Origin of the sequence: Streptococcus criceti HS-6 (genome assembly GCF_000187975.2) — a bacterium.
In the GTDB taxonomy this organism is placed as follows: domain Bacteria; phylum Bacillota; class Bacilli; order Lactobacillales; family Streptococcaceae; genus Streptococcus; species Streptococcus criceti.
Window position 1 is genome coordinate 561015 of the sequence record NZ_AEUV02000002.1, and the last position, 23000, is coordinate 584014.

A 23000-nucleotide genomic window follows, 5' to 3' on the forward strand; every position below is an offset into this window, starting at 1 on the left:
TTGCCGCCTACAAAAAAACTTCCAAAAAGCCTTGATTTATGATAGACTAAGGTGTATTACGATTTTTAAGGAGAATAAGATGTCTGTATCATTTGAAAACACTGCCACAAACCGTGGCGTGCTTACATTTACAATCAGTCAAGAACAAATTCAACCAGCCCTTGACACAGCCTTCAATAAAGTAAAAAAAGATTTGAACGTTCCCGGTTTCCGTAAGGGACATTTGCCACGTGCTGTCTTCAATCAAAAATTTGGCGAAGAAGCTCTTTATGAAGATGCTTTAAATGCTATTTTGCCAGCGGCTTATGAAGCTGCGGTTGCAGAGAGCGGCCTTGATGTGGTTGCTCAACCAAAAATTGATGTTGACTCAATGGAGAAAGGCCAAGACTGGACTATCAAGGCAGAAGTTGTTACTAAGCCAGAAGTTAAATTAGGGGACTACAAGGACCTTGAAGTTTCTGTAGATGAAAGCAAGGAAGTTTCTGACCAAGAAGTTGACGACAAGATTGAGCGTGAACGCAATAATTTGGCAGAGTTGACTATCAAGGATGCTGCGGCTGAAAATGGCGACACTGTTGTAATCGATTTTGTCGGAACTGTTGATGGCGTAGAATTTGATGGCGGAAAGGGAGATAACTTCTCGCTTGAGCTTGGTTCTGGCCAGTTTATTCCGGGCTTTGAAGAACAATTAGTTGGTGCTAAGGCTGGCGATGATGTTGAGGTTAAGGTGACCTTCCCAGCTGATTACCAAGCTGAAGATTTGGCTGGTAAGGATGCAGTTTTTGCGACAAAAGTTCATGAAGTTAAGTCTAAAGAAGTTCCAGAACTTGATGATGAATTAGCTAAAGATATCGACGAAGAAGTAGAAACACTTGAGGAATTGAAGGCTAAATACCGCAAGGAATTGGAAGCTACTAAAGAAATTGCTTATGATGACGCTGTTGAAGGCGCTGCAATCGAAAAAGCAGTAGAAAATGCTGAAATCGTTGAATTGCCAGAAGAAATGGTTCACGATGAAGTTCATCGTGCCATGAATGAGTTCTTGAGCAATATGCAGCGTCAGGGTATCTCTCCTGAAATGTACTATCAGCTGACTGGTACAAGTGAAGAGGACCTGCATAAACAATATGAAGCTGATGCTGACAAACGTGTCCGTACTAATCTTGTTATTGAAGCAATCGCAGCTGCCGAAGGATTTGATGCGACTGATGAAGAAATTGAAAAAGAAATTACGGATTTAGCTGCTGAATACGATATGCCGGCTGACCAAGTGCGTTCCCTTCTTTCAACTGACATGCTCAAGCATGATATTACGATGAAGAAAGCGATCGAAGCTGTCACAAGCTCAGCAAGCGTTAAATAAGTTTAGTAGTAGGTAAGATTGACTGTCATTTGGCGGTCAATTTTTTATCTCACCTTAAGCATTGCTTATTGATTTGTCTAATCTATGCTTGCATACCCGCGGCTTATCGTTAAAAGAGGGACAGTGGGGTTAAAAATTAGTAATAGACAAAAGTTGAATTTTAGCGTAAAATAATAAGTGCTGACGTTACTTAGATAATGATAAAAGTGAATTTGTATGCTTTCTGAAAGGGTAGCAAGAGATGGACAAATTGCCTAGCAATCCTTGTAGCAAGTCATTTCAATAGTTTTGACTAGCTTTGTTTCATTTCGACATAGAGATAAGACGGATAATGCTACTGTTTTGTCAGGAGTTATCAGGGAGCTTAGGCAATCACTTTAGTGCATTGTAAGATTGTTCAATTGAACACACACCTACACTTCTCTGAGAATAGACACGCCCTATCAGGTGTTTCGTTACCTTTATCGGGTTCCTCATTTTCTTCGAAGTGCTTAGCGGCTTTGTATCTTAATATAAGGAGTAGACCTTGGAATTAGAAGTATTTGCTGGACAAGAAAAAAGTGAATTGTCAATGATTGAAGTTGCTCGTGCAATTTTGGAATCACGTGGACGTGACCATGAAATGTACTTTAGCGATTTGGTTAATGAAATTCAAAATTATTTAGAAAAATCAGATGCGGACATTCGTCAAGCCCTTCCATTTTTCTATTCAGATTTGAACACTGACGGTAGCTTTATTCCGCTTGGTGAAAATCGTTGGGGTTTGCGATCTTGGTATGCTATTGATGAAATTGATGAAGAAGTTATTACCCTGGAAGAAAACGGAGAAAATGCTCCAAAACGTAAGCGCAAACGGGTCAATGCCTTCATGGATGGTGATGAAGATGCCATTGATTACAATGATGATGATCCGGAAGATGAGGATAACTTCACGCCAACGGATGCTGAATACGATGATGAAAATCCTGATGATGAAAAATCAGAAGTCGAGTCTTACGATTCTGAAATCAATGAAATTATTCCAGACGATGAAGTTAGTGATGAAGATGCCGTTGATTTGAACGAGTCGGATGACGATGATGACGAAGATGAGGTCGAAAACGACTGATTTTCCAATTGACAAACAAGTTCAGATAATCTATACTAATTATCGGGCACCTCTTTTAGAGGTCGGAGAGCTCCCTACTTGAATAGGGGGCTATTTTTATTTTTTAAAAGCTCTTTAAATGTGGCAGGGTCTATTGCCCCGCCTAATTGATTTTTGAATGGTTGGGTATTTTGAACTTTTTCGGGAGCTTGGCTTGTTCCAAATAAGTCAAAGTACTGTACCCTTGTTGTTTTGTTTTATTAGCTGGGACTTTTAACATAAGTTTCGGTCTGAATCATAAAGTTGAAGGAGTTTGTATGACAAAGTACATTTTTGTTACCGGCGGTGTGGTTTCTTCTATTGGTAAAGGGATTGTTGCAGCTAGTCTGGGGCGTCTGTTGAAAAATCGTGGTCTTAAGGTGACCATTCAGAAGTTTGACCCTTACATTAATATTGATCCTGGAACTATGAGTCCTTACCAACACGGGGAAGTTTATGTCACTGATGATGGGGCTGAAACTGATCTGGATCTCGGTCACTATGAACGTTTCATCGACATTAACCTCAACAAGTATTCTAATGTTACCACTGGTAAAATTTACAGCGAAGTCCTTCGTAAAGAGCGTAAGGGTGAATATCTAGGAGCAACGGTTCAGGTTATTCCGCATATCACAGATGCTCTTAAGGAAAAAATTAAGCGGGCAGCTACTACCACGGATTCTGATGTTATTATCACTGAAGTTGGTGGTACCGTTGGGGATATCGAAAGTTTACCCTTTCTAGAAGCTTTGCGTCAGATGAAGGCTGATGTGGGGTCAGATAATGTTATGTATATCCACACGACCCTCTTGCCTTATTTGAAGGCAGCTGGTGAAATGAAGACTAAGCCTACCCAACACTCTGTTAAAGAGTTGCGTGGTCTCGGGATTCAGCCTAATATGTTAGTTATTCGGGCCGAACAACCAGCTACCCAGGGAGTGAAAAATAAGCTAGCGCAATTCTGTGATGTAGAGCCAGAAGCTGTTATTGAATCTTTGGATGTTGACCACATCTACCAAGTGCCTCTTAATATGCAGGCTCAAGGCATGGACCAAATTGTCTGTGACCACTTGAAATTGGATGTTCCTAAGGCAGATATGAGCGAATGGTCAGCTATGGTCGAAAAGGTTCTCAATCTCAAGAAAACTACTCGGATTGCCCTAGTTGGAAAGTATGTTGAGTTGCCAGATGCCTACTTATCTGTTGTTGAAGCGCTTAAGCACTCTGGTTATGTCAACGATTCAGCTATTGATCTCAAGTGGATCAATGCCAATGATGTTACGGCTGAAAATGTGGCGGACCTGCTAGGAGATGTCGACGGGATTATTGTGCCAGGTGGCTTTGGACAGCGCGGTACCGAAGGTAAAATTCAAACTATCCGCTATGCTCGGGAAAATGATGTCCCTATGCTGGGTATCTGTCTGGGTATGCAGCTGACCTGTGTTGAGTTTGCCCGCCATGTCCTCAATATGGAAGGAGCTAATTCATCAGAGCTGGACCCTAATACCTCTTATCCAGTGATTGACCTGATGAGAGATCAGGTTGATGTAGAAGATATGGGAGGGACCTTACGTTTGGGCCTCTATCCATGTAAATTAAAACCAGGTTCTAAGGCAGCTGCGGCTTATGATAATCAAGAGGTTGTGCAGCGCCGTCATCGCCACCGGTATGAATTTAACACGAAGTATCGGGAAGATTTTGAGGCAGCTGGTTTTGTATTCTCTGGAGTATCGCCAGATAACCGCTTGATGGAAGTGGTAGAACTGCCTGATAAGAAATTTTTCGTAGCAGCCCAGTATCATCCAGAATTGCAGAGCCGTCCTAATCGTGCCGAAGAACTTTATACGGCCTTTGTTACAGCAGCGGTTGAAAATGCTAAATAAAAAGTAAAGTTATTTGAAGAAGACTCTAGCCTTTGGCTGGAGTTTTCTTATCGCTTTTAATGTTCTATTTACTAAATTTCAAGTTCAAGTTAGCCAGTCTGTAAAAACTCTTTAGGAGATTTATAATTGAATAGTTTCTTTGGATAGTTGTTAATCCAGTTTTCAATAAATGCGACTTGTTGTTGAGTCGCATTTTTGCTTCCCTTAGGCAACCAGCGCCGGATGAGTCTATTATGATTCTCATTAGTTCCACGCTCCCAAGAAGAATAGGGGTGGGCATAGTAGATATGAGCAGGGTCAAAAACTTCTGCTAAACGACTGAATTCAGCCCCGTTATCAGCTGTGATAGAGTTAATTTGATAATCCCTGAGGATTGCTTTCAGAGCTTGATTGACTGAAGACGTGGACTTATCGGGAATGAGTCGAATGATTTGATAACGACTCTTTCTATCCGTTAGAGTCAACAGGCACTCGTTTTTTGCCCGAGTTTGAATAACCGTATCAATTTCAAAATCACCAACATTCTCACGCTTGTTAATGCTTTCTGGTCGTTCCTCGATAGACTTTCCAGCTGGCTTAAAGTTGGGACTGGCATGCTTTTTCTTAGTTTTCTCCTTGCGAGGATAAAGCATGTCAGCTTTAGTCAATCCTAAGTGTCCATGATGAATCCAGTAGTAAATAGTGGAGATGGGAACAGGTAATCCTTTTGCCTTTACTATCATCTCAGGAGAATATTCTGTTTGATGTAGTGAGTTATCTTTTCTTTGAGTCCCTTGGTCAGGGAGACTTGTTTAACAGAACGTTTACGATTGTTTTGATAGGCTTTTTGGGCGAAGTCAGCTGAGTAGATCACCTCAAATTTTCCTTTACGCACTTGTTGTCTAACCTGACCACGTTTGACTTCGTTGTGAATGGTTTGAGGAGCTTTAGCCAATCTCCTAGCGATTTCACGATTTGAGAGCCCTTCTTGAAGCCAACGTTCAATTATTCTACGTTCAGTTAGTGTCAAATGTTTACTTTTTGGTGTATAATAGTTTTGCATCTCAGAGTCTTTCTAATTGTTATTGTGGTGATTACAATTATATCTCTCTGAGATGTTTTTTGATACTCTTAGGTGGCTAACTTCATTTTAGAACTTTCCTTAATGTTCTATTTTGAAGGGTTTCTGAAAAAATTGAAAAATATTATTGACAAGAAAAATCTCCCTTGATATAATAAGTTCTGTTGTAAGAGTAGCGGAAATGGCGGAATTGGCAGACGCGCAGGACTAAGGATCCTGTGGCCGCTTTAGGCTGTGAGGGTTCAAGTCCCTCTTTCCGCATTGCAAGAATCGACTGAGGTTGGTTCTTTTTTATTTTGTACGAGCTCTAGAAAACGCTTCCAAGTCTGATTAAGGCTAGTTTTTTAGACTAATTTGTGCTAGAATTAACGGTGTAAACGGGTTAACCCGAAAAATAAATAGGAGGCCTTTATAATGGCAATCGTTTCAGCAGAAAAATTTGTCCAAGCAGCTCGTGACAATGGTTATGCAGTTGGTGGATTTAACACAAACAACCTTGAATGGACTCAAGCAATTTTGCGTGCCGCAGAAGCTAAACAAGCCCCTGTTCTTATTCAAACTTCTATGGGTGCTGCTAAATACATGGGTGGTTACAAGGTATGTAAGAATCTTATTGAAAATCTTGTAGAATCAATGGGAATTACTGTGCCAGTTGCTATTCATCTTGACCATGGTCACTATGAAGATGCATTGGAATGTATCGAAGTAGGTTACACTTCAGTTATGTTTGATGGTTCACACCTTCCAATTGAAGAAAACCTTGAAAAAGCTAAAGTTGTTGTTGAAAAAGCACATGCTAAGGGTGTTTCTGTCGAAGCCGAAGTTGGTACTATCGGTGGTGAAGAAGACGGAATTATCGGTGATGGTGAATTGGCACCAATCGAAGATGCTAAGGCAATGGTTGCTACCGGTGTAGACTTCTTGGCTGCAGGTATTGGTAACATCCACGGTCCTTATCCTGAAAACTGGAAAGGTCTTCATCTTGATCACCTTGAAAAATTGGTTGCGGCTGTCCCTAACTTCCCAATCGTATTGCACGGTGGTTCAGGTATTCCTGATGATCAAATCCAAGCTGCTATCAAGCTTGGTGTGGCTAAGGTAAATGTAAACACTGAATGTCAATTGGCCTTCTGTAAAGCAACTCGTGAATTCGTTCATGAATTTGATGCTAACGAAGCTGAATACATGAAGAAGAAACTCTTTGACCCACGTAAATTCTTGAAACCTGGTTTCGAAGCTATCACAGAAGCTGTTGAAGAACGTATCGACGTATTTGGTTCAGAAGGTAAAGCTTAATTGTAATTGTGTTGAGTTTATACTAAAAAAGTCCGTGTATATAGCGCGGGCTTTCTTTGTTTTCAAAAAAGAATAAGATTGACAAAATCAGTAGAGAGATATCGCTGTTAGTTGTTGATAGAGGCGTTTGTAGCGTGTAGGTTGCAGGTCTGAAGGCTGCGGTTAAAGATGAGTGTCTTTAAAATACTTTAGGTTTGTATGAACGCTTAAAGCATTTTTTGAATTTTAGTTTCTATTTTTGAGTTTATATCAATTTTTAGGCTTTAAAGCCAGTCCTGCTAAAATGCTGCCCGCTAGTCCAATGGAGGCTAAGCAAATTAATTTTGTATAGAAGAAACTCCCTGCTATATTGCTGATATCGCTAGAAAGTGCGTAGACACTCAAGGCTGAATTGTGGTCCTTAATCCAAGATACTACTATGAGTGTTGACAATAAAACAACTTGTTGGATAATAGCACCGAGCCCATAGTATTGAGAACGTTTAATTCTTCTTTCTAAAAACGGTAAAGTTTTATCTTTAGTATAGTCTTGCAAGACTAAGTGGTTACCAGTGGCAATAAAAGTACAGCTTAGAAGGACTCCAATGAGGTAGGTTGCAGGTGGTAGGAGAAGTAGGAAGCTTATAATACTACTGATTAGGGAGATAGCCAATAACTGTCGGTCATCTATGGTCGCTTTAAACTTCCTTCTTATCATCATTGATAAAAGCAAGCCTAAAACAAGCATGATATAAGAAAGTCCAACCATATAGAGTTTGTTAATAGCTATAAAGTAGATGAGGCTGTAAATGACTATGAAATTTCTTGCGGCGCCAAACCACATGGTAGATACAGTCCGAAAGGAGAAGTGTAAAGGACTGAGAGCCAGTCCGACAATCAGAAATAAGCACAAAGCAAAACCTATGTCCAAAATATAATGGGCATCTGCCGTTTGTTTTAATAATCTTGTAAAAAAGGAAAACAGCAGCATACAAATGGCCGGTAAGAAATGTAACCAGGATCTTCTTTTTTTGGCAAAAGCAGCCCTTATCTGTGTTCCCTGTTCTTGCTCAAGCTGGTAGATGAAAATATATAACACACCTAAAGGGAGTAACCAAAGAGCAAATACCAGTGTTATAGCAGTATGACGGAGATATAAGAGTAAAACAATCGTGATTCCTAAGATAAGATAGCCCTTAACTAAGGCTCCTTTCCCTTTCCATTTATTTTCTTCTTTTAAAAGGCTTTTGATTGTCTTAAAGAGGGCGTTGTAGTTAGATAGTCCCAATCCTATTAAAATGGCTCCGACTTCCCAAAATATAAAATGAATCTCTCCTAATAGGCAAGAACAACATCCTAAGAGTGTTAGCAAAAGGCTGTATCTTAAAACTTTATATGAATTTTTAATTTCTCCAAAACCTTGCAAGGCAAAGGTTCCAGCTTTTTCAAATGAGTATAACAATACAAAAGGAAGCAAGAAACGGTACTGACCATAATGCGGGTATAATAAACCTGCAAAAATAACATTTGGAACAATGACAGCACCTTCTGCTGAGGCTTCTCCTAGAGCAGCTCCAGCATTTTTGATTATTGCATTCATCAAATTCACCCACTTCCTATTGATAATCATTATAGTACTCTGATGATGAAGTACAAGCGATAAAAATAATTGCAGTGCCTATTGTCAAATGGCTTGAATTTTGCTACAATACTACGGTATGTGGTGGATTCACCCTTAGACTAAGTAGGAGGAAAACAGATCAATGGCAAAAGTATGTTATTTCACAGGCCGTAAAACAAAATCAGCCAATAACCGTTCACATGCAATGAACAAAACTAAACGTGCCGTTAAGCCAAACTTGCAGAAGGTTACTATCCTTGTTGATGGTAAGCCTAAAAAAGTTTGGGCTTCAGCTCGTGCCCTTAAATCAGGAAAAGTGGAACGTGTTTAATGAGGAGCCCAAGGGCTCTTTTTTTCTTGCTCTTTTTACCTTTAGTATAAGACTATGTTAGTTGTTTTGGGGAATGACAGACACTTGAGAAGTGATAATTTTTTCTTTAATGGTTGACATTGATGATTGAGGACTTTAGTACTTAGGTAAGTTCCTCTTTATTAAAATAATTGAAGATCTTATGATACGGAGATGAAGGGGCGATAATATTTATTAATCAAAGTTAGCAAAGGAAGCAGCCAGCTTATCCCCAGTGATTGGTGTTATTGCCAAGTGTTTTAGCGTTTCGGTAAGTGTAAGTTGCTCCCTTGTATCTTTGTACTTTAGCTAGGGTTTATGATAGAATAAGGTGATAAAAACTTGTGAGGTAAGAGGATGACTGTAAAAATTAATACGAAAGATGGTCAGATTGAACTATCTGATGATGTTATCGCGACGGTTGTCGGAGGTTCAGCGACAGAAATTTTTGGGGTAGTCGGGATGGCTAGTAAGAGTGCCATCAAAGATAATTTTCAAGCATTGCTACGTAAAGAAAACTATTCTAAGGGTGTTGTTGTTAAATCGATGGAAGATGGTATTACTGTGGATGTTTACACGGTGATGAGTTACGGTGTTAAAATCAGTGAAGTTTCTAAGAATATTCAAGAACGCGTGAAGTTTAATCTAGAAAATCAACTTGGTATTCATGCCAATGTTGTTAATGTCTATATTCAAAATATTAAAGTTGTAGGAGAAGATTAGTGCCAAATATTACAACGAGCTTATTTCAAGAAATGGTGCAGGCAGCTGCGACTCGTCTTGGAAATCAAGCAGAATATGTTAATTCTTTGAATGTTTTTCCAGTTCCTGATGGTGATACAGGAACCAATATGGGGATGACCATTGAAAATGGAGCGAAGGCAGTTGCTGATCAACCAGCTTCAACTGTTGGTCAAGTCGGTCAGATTTTGTCTAAGGGTCTCTTGATGGGAGCACGCGGAAATTCTGGTGTCATTACCTCGCAACTGTTCCGTGGATTTAGCCAAGCTATCAAAGATAAGGAAGAGTTAGATGGTAAAGCTCTGGCAGAAGCCTTTCAATCAGGGGTAGAAGTTGCCTATAAGGCAGTGATGAAGCCTGTCGAAGGGACAATTTTGACTGTCTCACGTGGAGCGGCTACCGCAGCTCTGAAAAAGGCGGAAACAACTAATGATGCTGTAGAGGTCATGCGAGCAGCCCTTGATGGTGCTAGGGCGGCCTTGGCTAAGACACCAGATATGTTACCGGTTTTGAAAGAGGTCGGTGTAGTAGACTCTGGTGGTCAAGGTTTGGTCTTTATTTATGAAGGCTTCCTGTCCGCTTTGACGGGGGACTACATTGCTTCGGAAGAGTTTCGAGCTACGCCAGCTAACATGAGCGAAATGATTAATGCAGAGCACCATAAATCGGTCGCGGGTCATGTGGCGACTGAGGATATCAAGTACGGTTATTGTACTGAAATCATGGTGGCTCTCCGTAAGGGACCTACTTACGTTAAGGATTTTGATTATGATGCTTTTCGTAATTATCTCAATGAACTTGGGGATTCCCTCCTAGTTGTTAATGATGATGAAATCGTCAAGGTTCATGTCCATACTGAAGATCCTGGTTTGGTTATGCAAGAAGGCTTAAAGTATGGTGCCTTGGTTAAGGTCAAGGTTGACAATATGCGAGGACAACATGAAGCTCAGTTGGAAAAAGAGGCCGGTCAAGAGGTCGCGCCGGAAGTTCCTGCAAAAGAATTTGGTTTGATTGCTGTTGTAGCTGGTGATGGTTTGGCGGAGATTTTTAAATCTCAAGGTGTTGACGCTATCATCTCAGGGGGGCAAACTATGAACCCATCGACTGAAGATATCGTTAAGACTATTGAGTCTCTCAATGTCAAAAATGTTATCATCTTACCGAATAATAAAAATATTTTTATGGCAGCCCAGTCCGCAGTTGAGGTGGTTGATATTCCTGCAGCTGTTATTGAAAGTCGAACGATTCCCCAAGGTTTAACCAGTCTTCTAGCCTTTAATTCTGACAATTCTTTAGAAGAGAATGCAGCTGCCATGTCAGCCAGTCTAGCTGATGTTGTCAGTGGTAGTGTGACTTTGGCTGTTCGTGATACTAGTATTGATGGTCTGGACATCCACAAGGATGATATCTTGGGCATGGTTGATGGTAAGATTGTTGTTTCTAATCCTGATATGGAAGTAGCCCTGCTTACAACTCTTGATAAAATGATTGGTGAAGACAGTGAAATTGTCGCTGTCTATATCGGTCAAGATGGTCAAGAAGAAGTTGTTAATAAATTGGCGGAGAACTTAAAAACTAGTTATGAAGATATTGAGGTTGAAGTTCACCGGGGTGACCAGCCAGTTTATCCATACTTGATGAGTGTTGAGTAAGTTTATTAGAATATCTAGAGACTGGGCAAAACTTGTCCAGTCTTCCTTTTTGGGAATAAACTCTTGGTACAGTGGTTGGGAGCAAGACTTATTGGCCACCAACTGAGTCTTGCCCCTGCACAGTTCATTTAGTGCCAATGAACCATGCTGGCTGGCTTTCCTGTTACTACAAGGCCAAAGCAGAAAAGCTAAGAGAATGGGACAAACAGCCATGCTGGCTTCGCTCTCATCCGCAAAACATTGTAATCTTTGAAGATTACGTATAAGAAATCAGTATTTCGAAGAAATTGATAGAAATTGATTTCGTTGTCCCGCACTCTCTTTTTATAGGCTATTTTTGAAGAGGACTGAACAAATTTTTCTAATTTTAGGCTTGCATTATTTTCTGAAAATGTTATTATAAGTACAAGATTTTTGAATTTTTAGAAAAATCCGTAAAATTCAGATAAAGGGGGTAATATGAACCAAATAACTTTAAAACAAGCCAAGACCGGCTCTGATTTACTTTTAGATACCTTGGTGAGTTTAGGCATTAAAACTATTTTTGGCTACCCCGGTGGAGCTGTACTCCCGTTATACGATGCTATTTATCAACATGATGATATCCAGCATATCCTTGCTCGTCATGAGCAAGGGGCTCTCCATGAGGCTGAAGGCTTTGCCAAATCAACAGGTAAGATTGGTGTGGCGGTCGTTACGAGTGGTCCTGGAGCAACTAATGCTATCACAGGGATTGCGGATGGTATGAGCGACAGTGTTCCCATGTTGATTTTTACTGGACAGGTTGGTATGGCTGGAATCGGTAAGGATGCCTTTCAGGAAGCTGATATTGTCGGAATTACCATGCCCATTACTAAGTATAATTATCAGATTCGTGATACGGCTGATATTCCTCGGATTGTTACCGAAGCGGTTCACATTGCGACTACTGGGAGACCAGGGCCTGTCGTTGTTGATTTACCTAAGAATATAGCCGAGACTAGGGTGACTGGCTACAACGATCCAAGTCTAAATTTGCCTAGCTATCAGCCCAAGGTTGAACCCAATGGCTTGCAGGTTAAGAAACTTTTGAATCAGCTTAAGCGAGCTAAGAGGCCTCTAATTATTGCTGGAGGTGGTGTAAACTATGCTGGAGCTTCTCAGGAACTGATTGCTTTTGCGGAAAGATATAACATCCCAGTTGTCTCGACCCTTTTGAGTTTGGGGACTATTCCTGTTTCCCATCCTCTGGCTCTTGGTATGGGTGGGATGCATGGTTCCTATGCTTCCAACATGGCCATGACTCACTGCGATTTTATGATCAATTTCGGTTCACGTTTTGCTGATCGTTTGACCGGCAATCCAAAGACCTTTGCTAAGAACGCCTTAGTTGCTCATGTTGATATTGATGCAGCTGAGATTGGAAAGGTTGTTAAGACCGATATCCCTATCGTTGGGGATGCTAAGGAGACCCTGAGTTTGTTGCTAGCTGAGGAGGAAGTCAAGACGAGGCATGATGATTGGACTAAGGAAGTTTTGGCTAATAAGGTTAAGGCTCCTTTCTCCTACAAGTTTGATGAAACCATCATTAAACCTCAGCATGCTATTGAGATCATTGGTAAGTTAACCAAAGGGGAAGCTATTGTAGTGACTGATGTCGGTCAGCATCAGATGTGGGCGGCTCAATTTTATCCCTACCAAAATGAGCGTCAGCTCATCACTTCAGGCGGTCTAGGCACTATGGGCTTTGGTATTCCGGCTGCAGTCGGTGCCAAGCTGGCTAATCCTGACAAGGAGGTTATTCTCTTTGTTGGGGATGGTGGTTTCCAAATGACCAATCAGGAATTGGCTATCCTCAATGGTTATGGCCTGCCAATTAAGGTGGTTCTTATCAACAATCATTCCTTGGGTATGGTTCGCCAATGGCAGGAGTCCTTTTATGATGAACGGCGCAGTGAATCAACTTTTGATGATGAACCAAACTTCCAACTTTTGGCTGAGGCCTATGGTATCTCCCATTATCAGTTCTCTAATCCCAAGACCTTGGGAGAGGATTTGCAGGTTATTACCGAAAACAAGCCTATGTTAATTGAGGTGAATATCTCCAATCGTGAGCATGTCTATCCGATGGTTCCATCTGGGAAATCAAATGCTGAGATGATGGGGGTGACCTTCGATGCGTAGAATGTTAACAGCGAGGCTTCGCAACACAGCTGGTGTCCTTAATCGCTTTACGGGTGTCCTTCTGAGAAAGCAAATTAATATTGAGGCAGTTTCAGCAGGGCATACTGAAGAAGAGGGGATTACTCGTATCACCGTTATTGTCGATGTCTCTAGTTTGGAAGAAACTGATCTCATCATCAAGCAGCTCAATCGTTTAATTGATGTTATTCGGGTACGTGACATTACAGATATCCCGCATCTGGAACGGGAAGTCATTTTAATTAAGTTGGCAGCTCCAGCTCATAAGCGGGCGGAAATTTTAGCTGTTATTCAGCCTTTCAGAGCTAGTGTTATTGATGTAGCTTTAAAATCTATCACTATTCAGGTGACAGGAGATGCTAATAAGATTGATGCCCTCTTGCGAGTGGTTGAACCTTATGGCATTAAAAACATTGCTCGAACAGGAGCAACAGGTTTTTCACGAGATTTGTCCTAAAAATCTCCCTTACCAATGCTAGTTTGCTAGTTTAGTAAAAATATATTTTTAGAAAAGAGAACTTTATTATGGCAGTAGAAATGGAATACGAAAAAGATGTAACAGTTGACGCCCTTGCGGGAAAGAAAATTGCTGTTGTGGGTTATGGTTCACAAGGTCATGCTCATGCTCAAAACCTGCGTGATTCAGGTTATGATGTCATCATTGGTGTGCGTCATGGTAAGTCGTTTGATAAAGCTAAGGAAGACGGCTTTGATGTTTATGAGGTTGGAGAAGCAACTAAACTAGCTGATATCATCATGGTTTTGGCACCGGATGAAATTCAAAAAGATATCTATGCTAAGGAAATTGCACCGAATTTGTCTTCTGGCAATGCTCTTGGTTTTGCCCATGGTTTCAATATTCACTTCGGTTATATTAAGGCGCCAGAAGATGTTGATGTCTTCATGGTTGCTCCTAAGGGGCCAGGGCACTTGGTTCGCCGCACATATACAGAAGGTTTTGGTGTTCCATCTCTCTATGCTGTTTATCAAAATCCAACCGGTCATGCACAAGAAATCGCTATGTCATGGGCTAAGGGGCTTGGTTCTGCTCGTGTTGGACTCTTGACTACCAGCTTCAAGGAAGAAACTGAAGAAGATCTCTTTGGCGAACAAACTGTTCTGATGGGTGGTTTGACTCATTTGATTGAGGCTGGTTTTGAAGTTTTAACTGAAGCGGGCTATGCGCCTCAATTAGCTTACTTTGAAGTCCTTCATGAAATGAAATTGATTGTTGATCTCATTTATGAAGGTGGTTTCAAGAAGATGCGTCAATCATGTTCAAATACTGCCGAATTTGGTGACTTTGTAACTGGTCCACGTGTCATTGGACCAGAAGTTAAGGAAAACATGAAGGCAGCCCTTAAAGATATCCAATCTGGCAAATTTGCAAAAGAATTTGTTGAAGATCACGATGCAGGTTTCCCGCGCTTGAAAGCTTATCGTGAAGAAGCTGAAAATCTTGAAATCGAAAAAATTGGGGCAGAATTGCGTAAGGCTATGCCATTTGTCAACCAAAATGATGACGATGCTTTCAAGATTTATGAATGATTTAATCCTGTTAGTAGATAGAGAAGGCGATAGCCTTCTTTTTTCTTGAAGAGGTTGAGCTAGCGTAGAGGGCGAAACTGGCCTTTAAAAATATACTGAAAATGTTATAATAAACGGGACTATATTAAGATGGAGAGATACTCTATGACTTTCTACAATCACAAAGAAATTGAACACAAATGGCAGAAATATTGGGCTGAGCATGAGACTTTTAAGACAGGGACCGATAGCTCCAAACCTAACTTTTATGCCTTAGATATGTTTCCTTATCCTTCAGGAGCTGGTCTGCACGTTGGCCACCCAGAAGGTTATACGGCGACAGATATCCTCAGTCGTTATAAGCGTGCTCAAGGTTACAATGTCCTTCACCCAATGGGTTGGGATGCTTTTGGTCTTCCAGCCGAGCAATACGCTATGGATACAGGGAATGACCCAGCCGATTTTACGGCAGAAAATATCGCTAATTTCAAGCGTCAAATCAACAGCTTGGGCTTTTCTTATGATTGGGACCGCGAAATCAATACAACCGATCCTGATTATTACAAGTGGACCCAATGGATTTTTACTAAGCTATATGAAAATGGTTTAGCCTATGAAGCAGAGGTCCCTGTTAACTGGGTTGAGGAATTGGGTACAGCTATCGCTAATGAAGAAGTTCTTCCTGACGGCACGTCTGAGCGTGGTGGTTATCCTGTTGTCCGCAAACCCATGAAACAATGGATGTTGAAAATTACTGCTTATGCGGAGCGTCTTCTGCAGGATTTAGACGAGCTCGATTGGCCAGAATCCATCAAAGAAATGCAACGCAATTGGATTGGTAAATCAGTCGGAGCTCATGTTGACTTTCAGGTGGCTGGAACGGATAAGAGCTTTACAGTCTTTACTACTCGTCCTGATACCCTTTTTGGCGCTACCTATGCAGTGATGGCGCCAGAGCATGAGCTGGTTGATGTCATCACTAGCCCAGAACAGGCTCAGGCAGTTGCTGATTATAAGCATGAAGCCAGCCTCAAATCCGATCTAGCTCGGACTGATCTCAATAAGGATAAGACGGGAGTCTGGACTGGTGCCTATGCCATTAACCCTGTCAATGGTCGTCACATTCCAATCTGGATTTCAGATTACGTCTTAGCTAGTTATGGAACAGGAGCCATTATGGCTGTTCCAGCTCATGATATGCGTGACTGGGAATTCGCGAAGAAATTCGGTCTGGATATTATTCCTGTTCTTCAGGGTGGGGATGTTGAAAAAGAGGCTTGGACAGAAGATGGGCCACACATTAATTCTGACTTTCTTGATGGTTTAAATAAGGAAGAAGCGATTGATAAAATTATCGAGTTTTTAGAAGAAAAGGGATTTGGTAAGAGGCAGATCAATTATCGTCTGCGAGACTGGCTCTTTAGCCGTCAACGTTACTGGGGTGAACCCATTCCAATTATCCATTGGGAGGATGGTACTTCCAGTGCGGTACCAGAAGACCAGCTACCATTGGTGTTGCCTGTCACCAAGAACATTAAACCTTCGGGAACTGGAGAGTCGCCGCTGGCAAATTTGACTGATTGGCTAGAAGTGGTTCGCGAAGATGGTGTCAAGGGCCGCCGTGAAACCAATACCATGCCACAATGGGCGGGGTCAAGCTGGTATTATTTGCGATATATCGATCCGCACAATAATGAAAAAATAGCTGATGAAGACTTACTTAAGACATGGTTGCCAGTTGATATTTATATTGGCGGGGCTGAGCATGCTGTACTTCACTTGCTATACGCCCGTTTTTGGCATAAAGTCCTCTACGACCTAGGTATTGTTCCAACCAAGGAGCCTTTCCAGAAACTCTTTAATCAAGGAATGATTTTGGGGACTAGCTATCGTGATAGTCGCGGGGCTCTTGTCGCAACAGACAAGGTTGAAAAGCGCGATGGCAGTTTCTTCAATATTGAAACTGGTGAAGAATTGGAGCAGGCACCAGCTAAGATGTCTAAATCCCTCAAGAACGTTGTTAATCCGGATGATGTCGTGGAACAGTATGGTGCAGATACCTTACGTGTTTATGAAATGTTCATGGGGCCGCTTGATGCCTCGATTGCTTGGTCAGAAGAAGGTCTTGAAGGATCTCGTAAGTTCCTCGACCGTGTTTATCGTCTCTTAACCACAAAAGATATTATAGCTGAAAATGATGGTAAGCTTGATAAGGTTTACAATGAAACTGTTAAGGCAGTAACTGAACAGATTGAAGCCATGAAATTTAATACAGCTATTGCTCAGCTCATGGTCTTTGTTAATACAGCTAATAAGGAAGGGACACTCTTTATTGATTATGCTCGAGGATTCGTTCAATTATTGGCACCGTTTGCTCCGCATATTGCTGAGGAGTTGTGGCAAAATTTGACTAGCTCAGGAGATTCTATTTCTTACGTGACTTGGCCAACTTGGGATGAATCGAAACTTGTTGAAGCCGAGGTTGAAATTGTCGTGCAGATTAAGGGTAAGGTTAGAGCCAAGATGATGATCCCTAAAGACCTTCCGCGAGAAGATCTGCAGGCACTAGCTTTAGCCGATGATAAGATCAGGGCTGAAGTTGAGGGAAAAGATATCTTGAAAGTCATCACAGTCCCCAATAAGCTTGTTAACATTGTAGTTAAATAAAATTCAAACAGATTCGCTTGGAATCTGTTTTTGCATTTTTTAGTGGCTTTTCAGAAAACCCGCTAAAAATTAGCTTTAACCACTCTATCAATATAGGAGTTACTGTAAAAAACGCTTCATTCCTTGGATAAATTTCACTACAAAATAATCTTTCAGGCGGTTTGTTCCTTTCCCAGCCGGGCTTGACATAACTTTGAACAGGAATCACTAAAAAAATAATAAAAAAGTATTGACAGAGCGGTAGGTGTTTGCTAGAATAAAGGAGCTGTCCTCGACAGGGGACAAGACCTTTGAGAACTGAATAGAGACGAACCAAGACGTGCGGGTTAAGAGATTAACCTGTCAAGGAACAATAAACGGATAAGCCAGAGTGCTTAGCCGGACAAACTAGCATTAATGAGAGTTTGATCCTGGCTCAGGACGAACGCTGGCGGCGTGCCTAATACATGCAAGTGGAACGCTTCTTTTTTACCGAGTGCTTGCACTCACAAGGAAGAAGAGTCGCGAACGGGTGAGTAACGCGTAGGTAACCTGCCTGGTAGCGGGGGATAACTATTGGAAACGATAGCTAATACCGCATAATAGTGATTAACTCATGTTAATGACTTGAAAGGTGCAATGGCACCACTATCAGATGGACCTGCGTTGTATTAGCTAGTAGGTAGGGTAAAGGCCTACCTAGGCTGCGATACATAGCCGACCTGAGAGGGTGAACGGCCACACTGGGACTGAGACACGGCCCAGACTCCTACGGGAGGCAGCAGTAGGGAATCTTCGGCAATGGGGGGAACCCTGACCGAGCAACGCCGCGTGAGTGAAGAAGGTTTTCGGATCGTAAAGCTCTGTTGTAAGAGAAGAACGTTGAGTAGAGTGGAAAGTTACTCAAGTGACGGTATCTTACCAGAAAGGGACGGCTAACTACGTGCCAGCAGCCGCGGTAATACGTAGGTCCCGAGCGTTGTCCGGATTTATTGGGCGTAAAGCGAGCGCAGGCGGTTTAGTAAGTCTGAAGTTAAAGGCATTGGCTCAACCAATGTTTGCTTTGGAAACTGTTAAACTTGAGTGCAGAAGGGGAGAGTGGAATTCCATGTGTAGCGGTGAAATGCGTAGATATATGGAGGAACACCGGTGGCGAAAGCGGCTCTCTGGTCTGTAACTGACGCTGAGGCTCGAAAGCGTGGGTAGCGAACAGGATTAGATACCCTGGTAGTCCACGCCGTAAACGCTGAGTGCTAGGTGTTGGGTCCTTTCCGGGACTCAGTGCCGGAGCTAACGCATTAAGCACTCCGCCTGGGGAGTACGACCGCAAGGTTGAAACTCAAAGGAATTGACGGGGGCCCGCACAAGCGGTGGAGCATGTGGTTTAATTCGAAGCAACGCGAAGAACCTTACCAGGTCTTGACATCCCGATGCCATCCCTAGAGATAGGGAGTTACTTCGGTACATCGGTGACAGGTGGTGCATGGTTGTCGTCAGCTCGTGTCGTGAGATGTTGGGTTAAGTCCCGCAACGAGCGCAACCCTTATTGTTAGTTGCCATCATTGAGTTGGGCACTCTAGCGAGACTGCCGGTAATAAACCGGAGGAAGGTGGGGATGACGTCAAATCATCATGCCCCTTATGACCTGGGCTACACACGTGCTACAATGGTTGGTACAACGAGTCGCAAGCCGGTGACGGCAAGCTAATCTCTGAAAGCCAATCTCAGTTCGGATTGGAGGCTGCAACTCGCCTCCATGAAGTCGGAATCGCTAGTAATCGCGGATCAGCACGCCGCGGTGAATACGTTCCCGGGCCTTGTACACACCGCCCGTCACACCACGAGAGTTTGTAACACCCAAAGTCGGTGAGGTAACCTTCGGGAGCCAGCCGCCTAAGGTGGGACGGATGATTGGGGTGAAGTCGTAACAAGGTAGCCGTATCGGAAGGTGCGGCTGGATCACCTCCTTTCTAAGGAAAAACTAAGTAACGGAGGGCGTTTAAAAGCGACTTGATTTTAGGAAACCAAGGCAGTATGCTTGCATACAAGGTGGTTTATCTAAATCACAAGCTTTTAGCCCGAGTACAATTTAGCCGATAAGGTTAATGGTACCCTTATTTAGCTACGGAAGCACGTTTTGGGGAGTGTCTATTTAGTTTTCAGAGGTTTTGTGGGGCCTTAGCTCAGCTGGGAGAGCGCCTGCTTTGCACGCAGGAGGTCAGCGGTTCGATCCCGCTAGGCTCCATTATCTAGGATACAAAGAGATGTTCGGCTTGCCGAAATTTCTGTAGAAAAATAGGAAATCGACGCAGTGTGTCTTGCACACAAGGAGATTTATCTTTTTTCCTAAGAAATTAATCTCGTGTTCAACTAGATAAGCTGATATTAGAATACGATCCTAAACTTTCTAGGAATAAGTCAAAACCACCTAGTGTCTTAGCGACACGTCGTTGGTTGTCTCCTTATTCTACGCAAGTTTTGCGACAGGTCGCACCGGATCTTGATATCATGCACTTGTCCATTGACAATTGAATATCTATCAAATAGTAACAAGAAAATAAACCGAAACGCTGTAAATATTTAATGAGTTAATTAATAAGGTTAAGTTAATAAGGGCGCACGGTGGATGCCTTGGCACTAGGAGCCGATGAAGGACGTGATTAACGACGAAATGCTTTGGGGAGCTGTAAGTAAGCAGAGATCCAGAGATATCCGAATGGGGGAACCCGGCAACTACAGGTTGTCATCACTAATTGTTAAGATTAGTTGAGGGAAGACGCGGTGAACTGAAACATCTCAGTAGCTGCAGGAAGAGAAAGCAAAAGCGATTGCCTGAGTAGCGGCGAGCGAAAGGGCAAGAGGGCAAACCAGGATGTTTACATTCTGGGGTTGTAGGACTGCAATGAGGACTTATAGATGATAGAAGAAGACTCTGGGAAGGGTCGCCAAAGAGAGTAACAGCCTCGTATTTGAAATCGTTTATAAGCCTAGCAGGATCCTGAGTACGGCGAGACACGAGGAATCTCGTCGGAAACTGGGAGGCCCATCTCCCAACCCTAAATACTCCCTAGTGACCGATAGTGAACCAGTACCGTGAGGGAAAGGTGAAAAGCACCCCGGAAGGGGAGTGAAAGAGAACCTGAAACCGTGTGCCTACAAGAAGTTCGAGCCCGTTAATGGGTGAGAGCGTGCCTTTTGTAGAATGAACCGGCGAGTTACGTTATTGTGCGAGGTTAAGTTGAAGAGACGGAGCCGTAGGGAAACCGAGTCTGAATAGGGCGAGTGAGTACAATGATGTAGACCCGAAACCAGGTGACCTACCCATGAGCAGGGTGAAGGTGAGGTAAGACTCACTGGAGGCCCGAACCAGAGTACGTTGAAAAGTGCTTGGATGACTTGTGGGTAGCGGAGAAATTCCAAACGAACTTGGAGATAGCTGGTTCTCTCCGAAATAGCTTTAGGGCTAGCGTCGACATTGAGAATCTTGGAGGTAGAGCACTGTTTGGGTGAGGGGTCCATCCCGGATTACCAATCTCAGATAAACTCCGAATGCCAAGTATTTATGGTCGGCAGTCAGACTGCGAGTGCTAAGATCCGTAGTCGAAAGGGAAACAGCCCAGACCACCAGCTAAGGTCCCCAAATAATTGTTAAGTGGAAAAGGATGTGGGGTTGCACAGACAACTAGGATGTTAGCTTAGAAGCAGCTATTCATTCAAAGAGTGCGTAATAGCTCACTAGTCGAGTGACCCTGCGCCGAAAATGTACCGGGGCTAAAACAATTTACCGAAGCTGTGGATTCCGAAAGGGATGGTAGGAGAGCGTTCTATGTGTGATGAAGGCATACCGTGAGGAGTGCTGGAGTGCATAGAAGTGAGAATGCCGGTATGAGTAGCGCAAGACAGGTGAGAATCCTGTCCACCGTAAGACTAAGGTTTCCAGGGGAAGGCTCGTCCGCCCTGGGTTAGTCGGGACCTAAGGAGAGACCGACAGGTGTATCCGATGGGCAACAGGTTGATAGTCCTGTACTAGAGTATAGAGTGAAGGAGGGACGCAGAAGGCTAACTCAACCAGACGATTGGACGTGTCTGGCCAAGCAGTGAGGCGTGAACTGAGTTAAATGCTTAGTTCTGTAACGTTGAGCTGTGAAGGGGAGCGAAGTTTAGTAGTGAAGTGAGTGATGTCACGCTGCCAAGAAAAGCTTCTAGCGTTAATGTATACTCTACCCGTACCGCAAACCGACACAGGTAGTCGAGGCGAGTAGCCTCAGGTGAGCGAGCGAACTCTCGTTAAGGAACTCGGCAAAATGGCCCCGTAACTTCGGGAGAAGGGGCGCTGGCTTAAAGTCAGCCGCAGTGAAAAGGCCCAAGCAACTGTTTATCAAAAACACAGCTCTCTGCGAAATCGCAAGATGAAGTATAGGGGGTGACGCCTGCCCGGTGCTGGAAGGTTAAGAGGAGTGCTTAGCGGTAACGCGAAGGTATGAATTGAAGCCCCAGTAAACGGCGGCCGTAACTATAACGGTCCTAAGGTAGCGAAATTCCTTGTCGGGTAAGTTCCGACCCGCACGAAAGGCGTAATGATTTGGGCACTGTCTCAACGAGAGACTCGGTGAAATTTTAGTACCTGTGAAGATGCAGGTTACCCGCGACAGGACGGAAAGACCCCATGGAGCTTTACTGCAGTTTGATATTGAGTATCTGTACCACATGTACAGGATAGGTAGGAGCCATAGAAGCCGGGACGCTAGTTTCGGCAGAGGCGCTGTTGGGATACTACCCTTGTGTTATGGCTACTCTAACCCGATTGGCTAAACGTCAATGGAGACAGTGTCTGACGGGCAGTTTGACTGGGGCGGTCGCCTCCTAAAAGGTAACGGAGGCGCCCAAAGGTTCCCTCAGATTGGTTGGAAATCAATCGCAGAGTGTAAAGGTATAAGGGAGCTTGACTGCGAGAGCGACAACTCGAGCAGGGACGAAAGTCGGGCTTAGTGATCCGGTGGTTCCGCATGGAAGGGCCATCGCTCAACGGATAAAAGCTACCCTGGGGATAACAGGCTTATCTCCCCCAAGAGTTCACATCGACGGGGAGGTTTGGCACCTCGATGTCGGCTCGTCGCATCCTGGGGCTGTAGTCGGTCCCAAGGGTTGGGCTGTTCGCCCATTAAAGCGGCACGCGAGCTGGGTTCAGAACGTCGTGAGACAGTTCGGTCCCTATCCGTCGCGGGCGAAGGAAATTTGAGAGGATCTGCTCCTAGTACGAGAGGACCAGAGTGGACTTACCGCTGGTGTACCAGTTGTTCTGCCAAGAGCATTGCTGGGTAGCTATGTAGGGAGGGGATAAACGCTGAAAGCATCTAAGTGTGAAGCCCCCCTCAAGATGAGATTTCCCATGATTTTATATCAGTAAGAGCCCTGAGAGACGATCAGGTAGATAGGTTGGGAGTGGAAGCATGGTGACATGTGAAGCGGACCAATACTAATCGCTCGAGGACTTATCCAAAGGTATTGACAGCGAGAGGTTGAGCTTGGTACAATAGATAGGTATTCAATTTTGAGTGCACAAACAATCCAGAGGAT

Annotated in this window: 12 protein-coding genes, 2 tRNA genes, 2 rRNA genes and 1 pseudogene; 15 read left to right on the forward strand and 2 right to left on the reverse strand. The window is 43.2% G+C overall.

Going from position 1 to position 23000, the window contains the following annotated elements:
* Positions 1-79: 79 nt before the first annotated feature.
* The 3 genes from tig (at position 80) to STRCR_RS02840 (ending at position 4372) form a co-directional block, all read left to right on the forward strand.
* On the forward strand, positions 80-1363 hold the full coding sequence (gene tig / locus STRCR_RS02830) for a trigger factor (RefSeq protein ID WP_004226590.1): 1284 nt from the start codon (positions 80-82) through the stop codon (positions 1361-1363).
* A 526-nt stretch (positions 1364-1889) separates the two neighbouring features.
* Positions 1890-2471 (forward strand): DNA-directed RNA polymerase subunit delta, encoded by a 582-nt coding sequence (gene rpoE, locus STRCR_RS02835; protein WP_004229130.1) that lies wholly within the window; start codon positions 1890-1892, stop codon positions 2469-2471.
* A gap of 296 nt (positions 2472-2767) precedes the next feature.
* Positions 2768-4372, forward strand: a complete 1605-nt coding sequence (locus STRCR_RS02840) for a CTP synthase (protein ID WP_004227377.1) — start codon at positions 2768-2770, stop codon at positions 4370-4372.
* 89 nt (positions 4373-4461) lie between these two features.
* Here the strand turns inward: STRCR_RS02840 and STRCR_RS02845 are convergent.
* A pseudogene (locus tag STRCR_RS02845) lies at positions 4462-5414 on the reverse strand (IS30 family transposase).
* Positions 5415-5607: 193 nt separating this feature from the next.
* Here STRCR_RS02845 and STRCR_RS02850 point away from each other — a divergent pair.
* Both STRCR_RS02850 and STRCR_RS02855 read left to right on the forward strand, forming a co-directional pair.
* A tRNA-Leu gene (locus STRCR_RS02850) sits at positions 5608-5693 on the forward strand.
* Positions 5694-5846: 153 nt separating this feature from the next.
* Positions 5847-6728, forward strand: a complete 882-nt coding sequence (locus STRCR_RS02855; protein WP_004229704.1) for a class II fructose-bisphosphate aldolase — start codon at positions 5847-5849, stop codon at positions 6726-6728.
* Between the two features lie 249 nt (positions 6729-6977).
* Here the strand turns inward: STRCR_RS02855 and STRCR_RS02860 are convergent, their stop codons facing one another.
* On the reverse strand, positions 6978-8306 hold the full coding sequence (locus tag STRCR_RS02860) for a hypothetical protein (RefSeq protein WP_004227568.1): 1329 nt from the start codon (positions 8304-8306) through the stop codon (positions 6978-6980).
* Positions 8307-8469: 163 nt separating this feature from the next.
* Here STRCR_RS02860 and rpmB point away from each other — a divergent pair, with 163 nt between their 5' ends.
* The 10 genes from rpmB (at position 8470) to STRCR_RS02910 (ending at position 22923) form a co-directional block, all read left to right on the forward strand.
* Complete coding sequence (gene rpmB / locus STRCR_RS02865; protein WP_002960104.1) at positions 8470-8658, forward strand: 50S ribosomal protein L28; 189 nt, start codon at positions 8470-8472, stop codon at positions 8656-8658.
* Between the two features lie 375 nt (positions 8659-9033).
* Positions 9034-9399 carry an Asp23/Gls24 family envelope stress response protein gene (locus tag STRCR_RS02870; protein ID WP_004229225.1) on the forward strand — a complete coding sequence of 122 codons (366 nt, stop codon included), beginning with the start codon at positions 9034-9036 and terminating at the stop codon, positions 9397-9399.
* Positions 9399-11069 carry a DAK2 domain-containing protein gene (locus STRCR_RS02875; protein ID WP_004226109.1) on the forward strand — a complete coding sequence of 557 codons (1671 nt, stop codon included), beginning with the start codon at positions 9399-9401 and terminating at the stop codon, positions 11067-11069. Before STRCR_RS02870 ends, STRCR_RS02875 begins: the two co-directional genes overlap by 1 nt.
* Before the next feature lie 459 nt (positions 11070-11528).
* Positions 11529-13232 (forward strand): acetolactate synthase large subunit, encoded by a 1704-nt coding sequence (locus STRCR_RS02880; protein ID WP_004225373.1) that lies wholly within the window; start codon positions 11529-11531, stop codon positions 13230-13232.
* A complete protein-coding gene (ilvN, locus tag STRCR_RS02885) occupies positions 13225-13707 on the forward strand; it encodes an acetolactate synthase small subunit (protein WP_004226495.1) in 483 nt (160 codons plus the stop codon). Before STRCR_RS02880 ends, ilvN begins: the two co-directional genes overlap by 8 nt.
* A gap of 68 nt (positions 13708-13775) precedes the next feature.
* A complete protein-coding gene (ilvC, locus tag STRCR_RS02890) occupies positions 13776-14798 on the forward strand; it encodes a ketol-acid reductoisomerase (RefSeq protein WP_004228024.1) in 1023 nt (340 codons plus the stop codon).
* A 144-nt stretch (positions 14799-14942) separates the two neighbouring features.
* Positions 14943-17444: a leucine--tRNA ligase gene (gene leuS / locus STRCR_RS02895; RefSeq protein WP_004229481.1), complete on the forward strand. Its 2502-nt coding sequence runs from the start codon at positions 14943-14945 to the stop codon at positions 17442-17444.
* 392 nt (positions 17445-17836) lie between these two features.
* Positions 17837-19393: ribosomal RNA gene (locus STRCR_RS02900) — 16S ribosomal RNA — on the forward strand.
* Between the two features lie 202 nt (positions 19394-19595).
* Positions 19596-19668: transfer RNA gene (locus STRCR_RS02905), tRNA-Ala, on the forward strand.
* Between the two features lie 354 nt (positions 19669-20022).
* Positions 20023-22923, forward strand: a 23S ribosomal RNA gene (locus STRCR_RS02910).
* Together the 16S and 23S rRNA genes with 1 tRNA gene alongside form the textbook arrangement of a ribosomal RNA operon.
* Positions 22924-23000 lie beyond the last annotated feature (77 nt).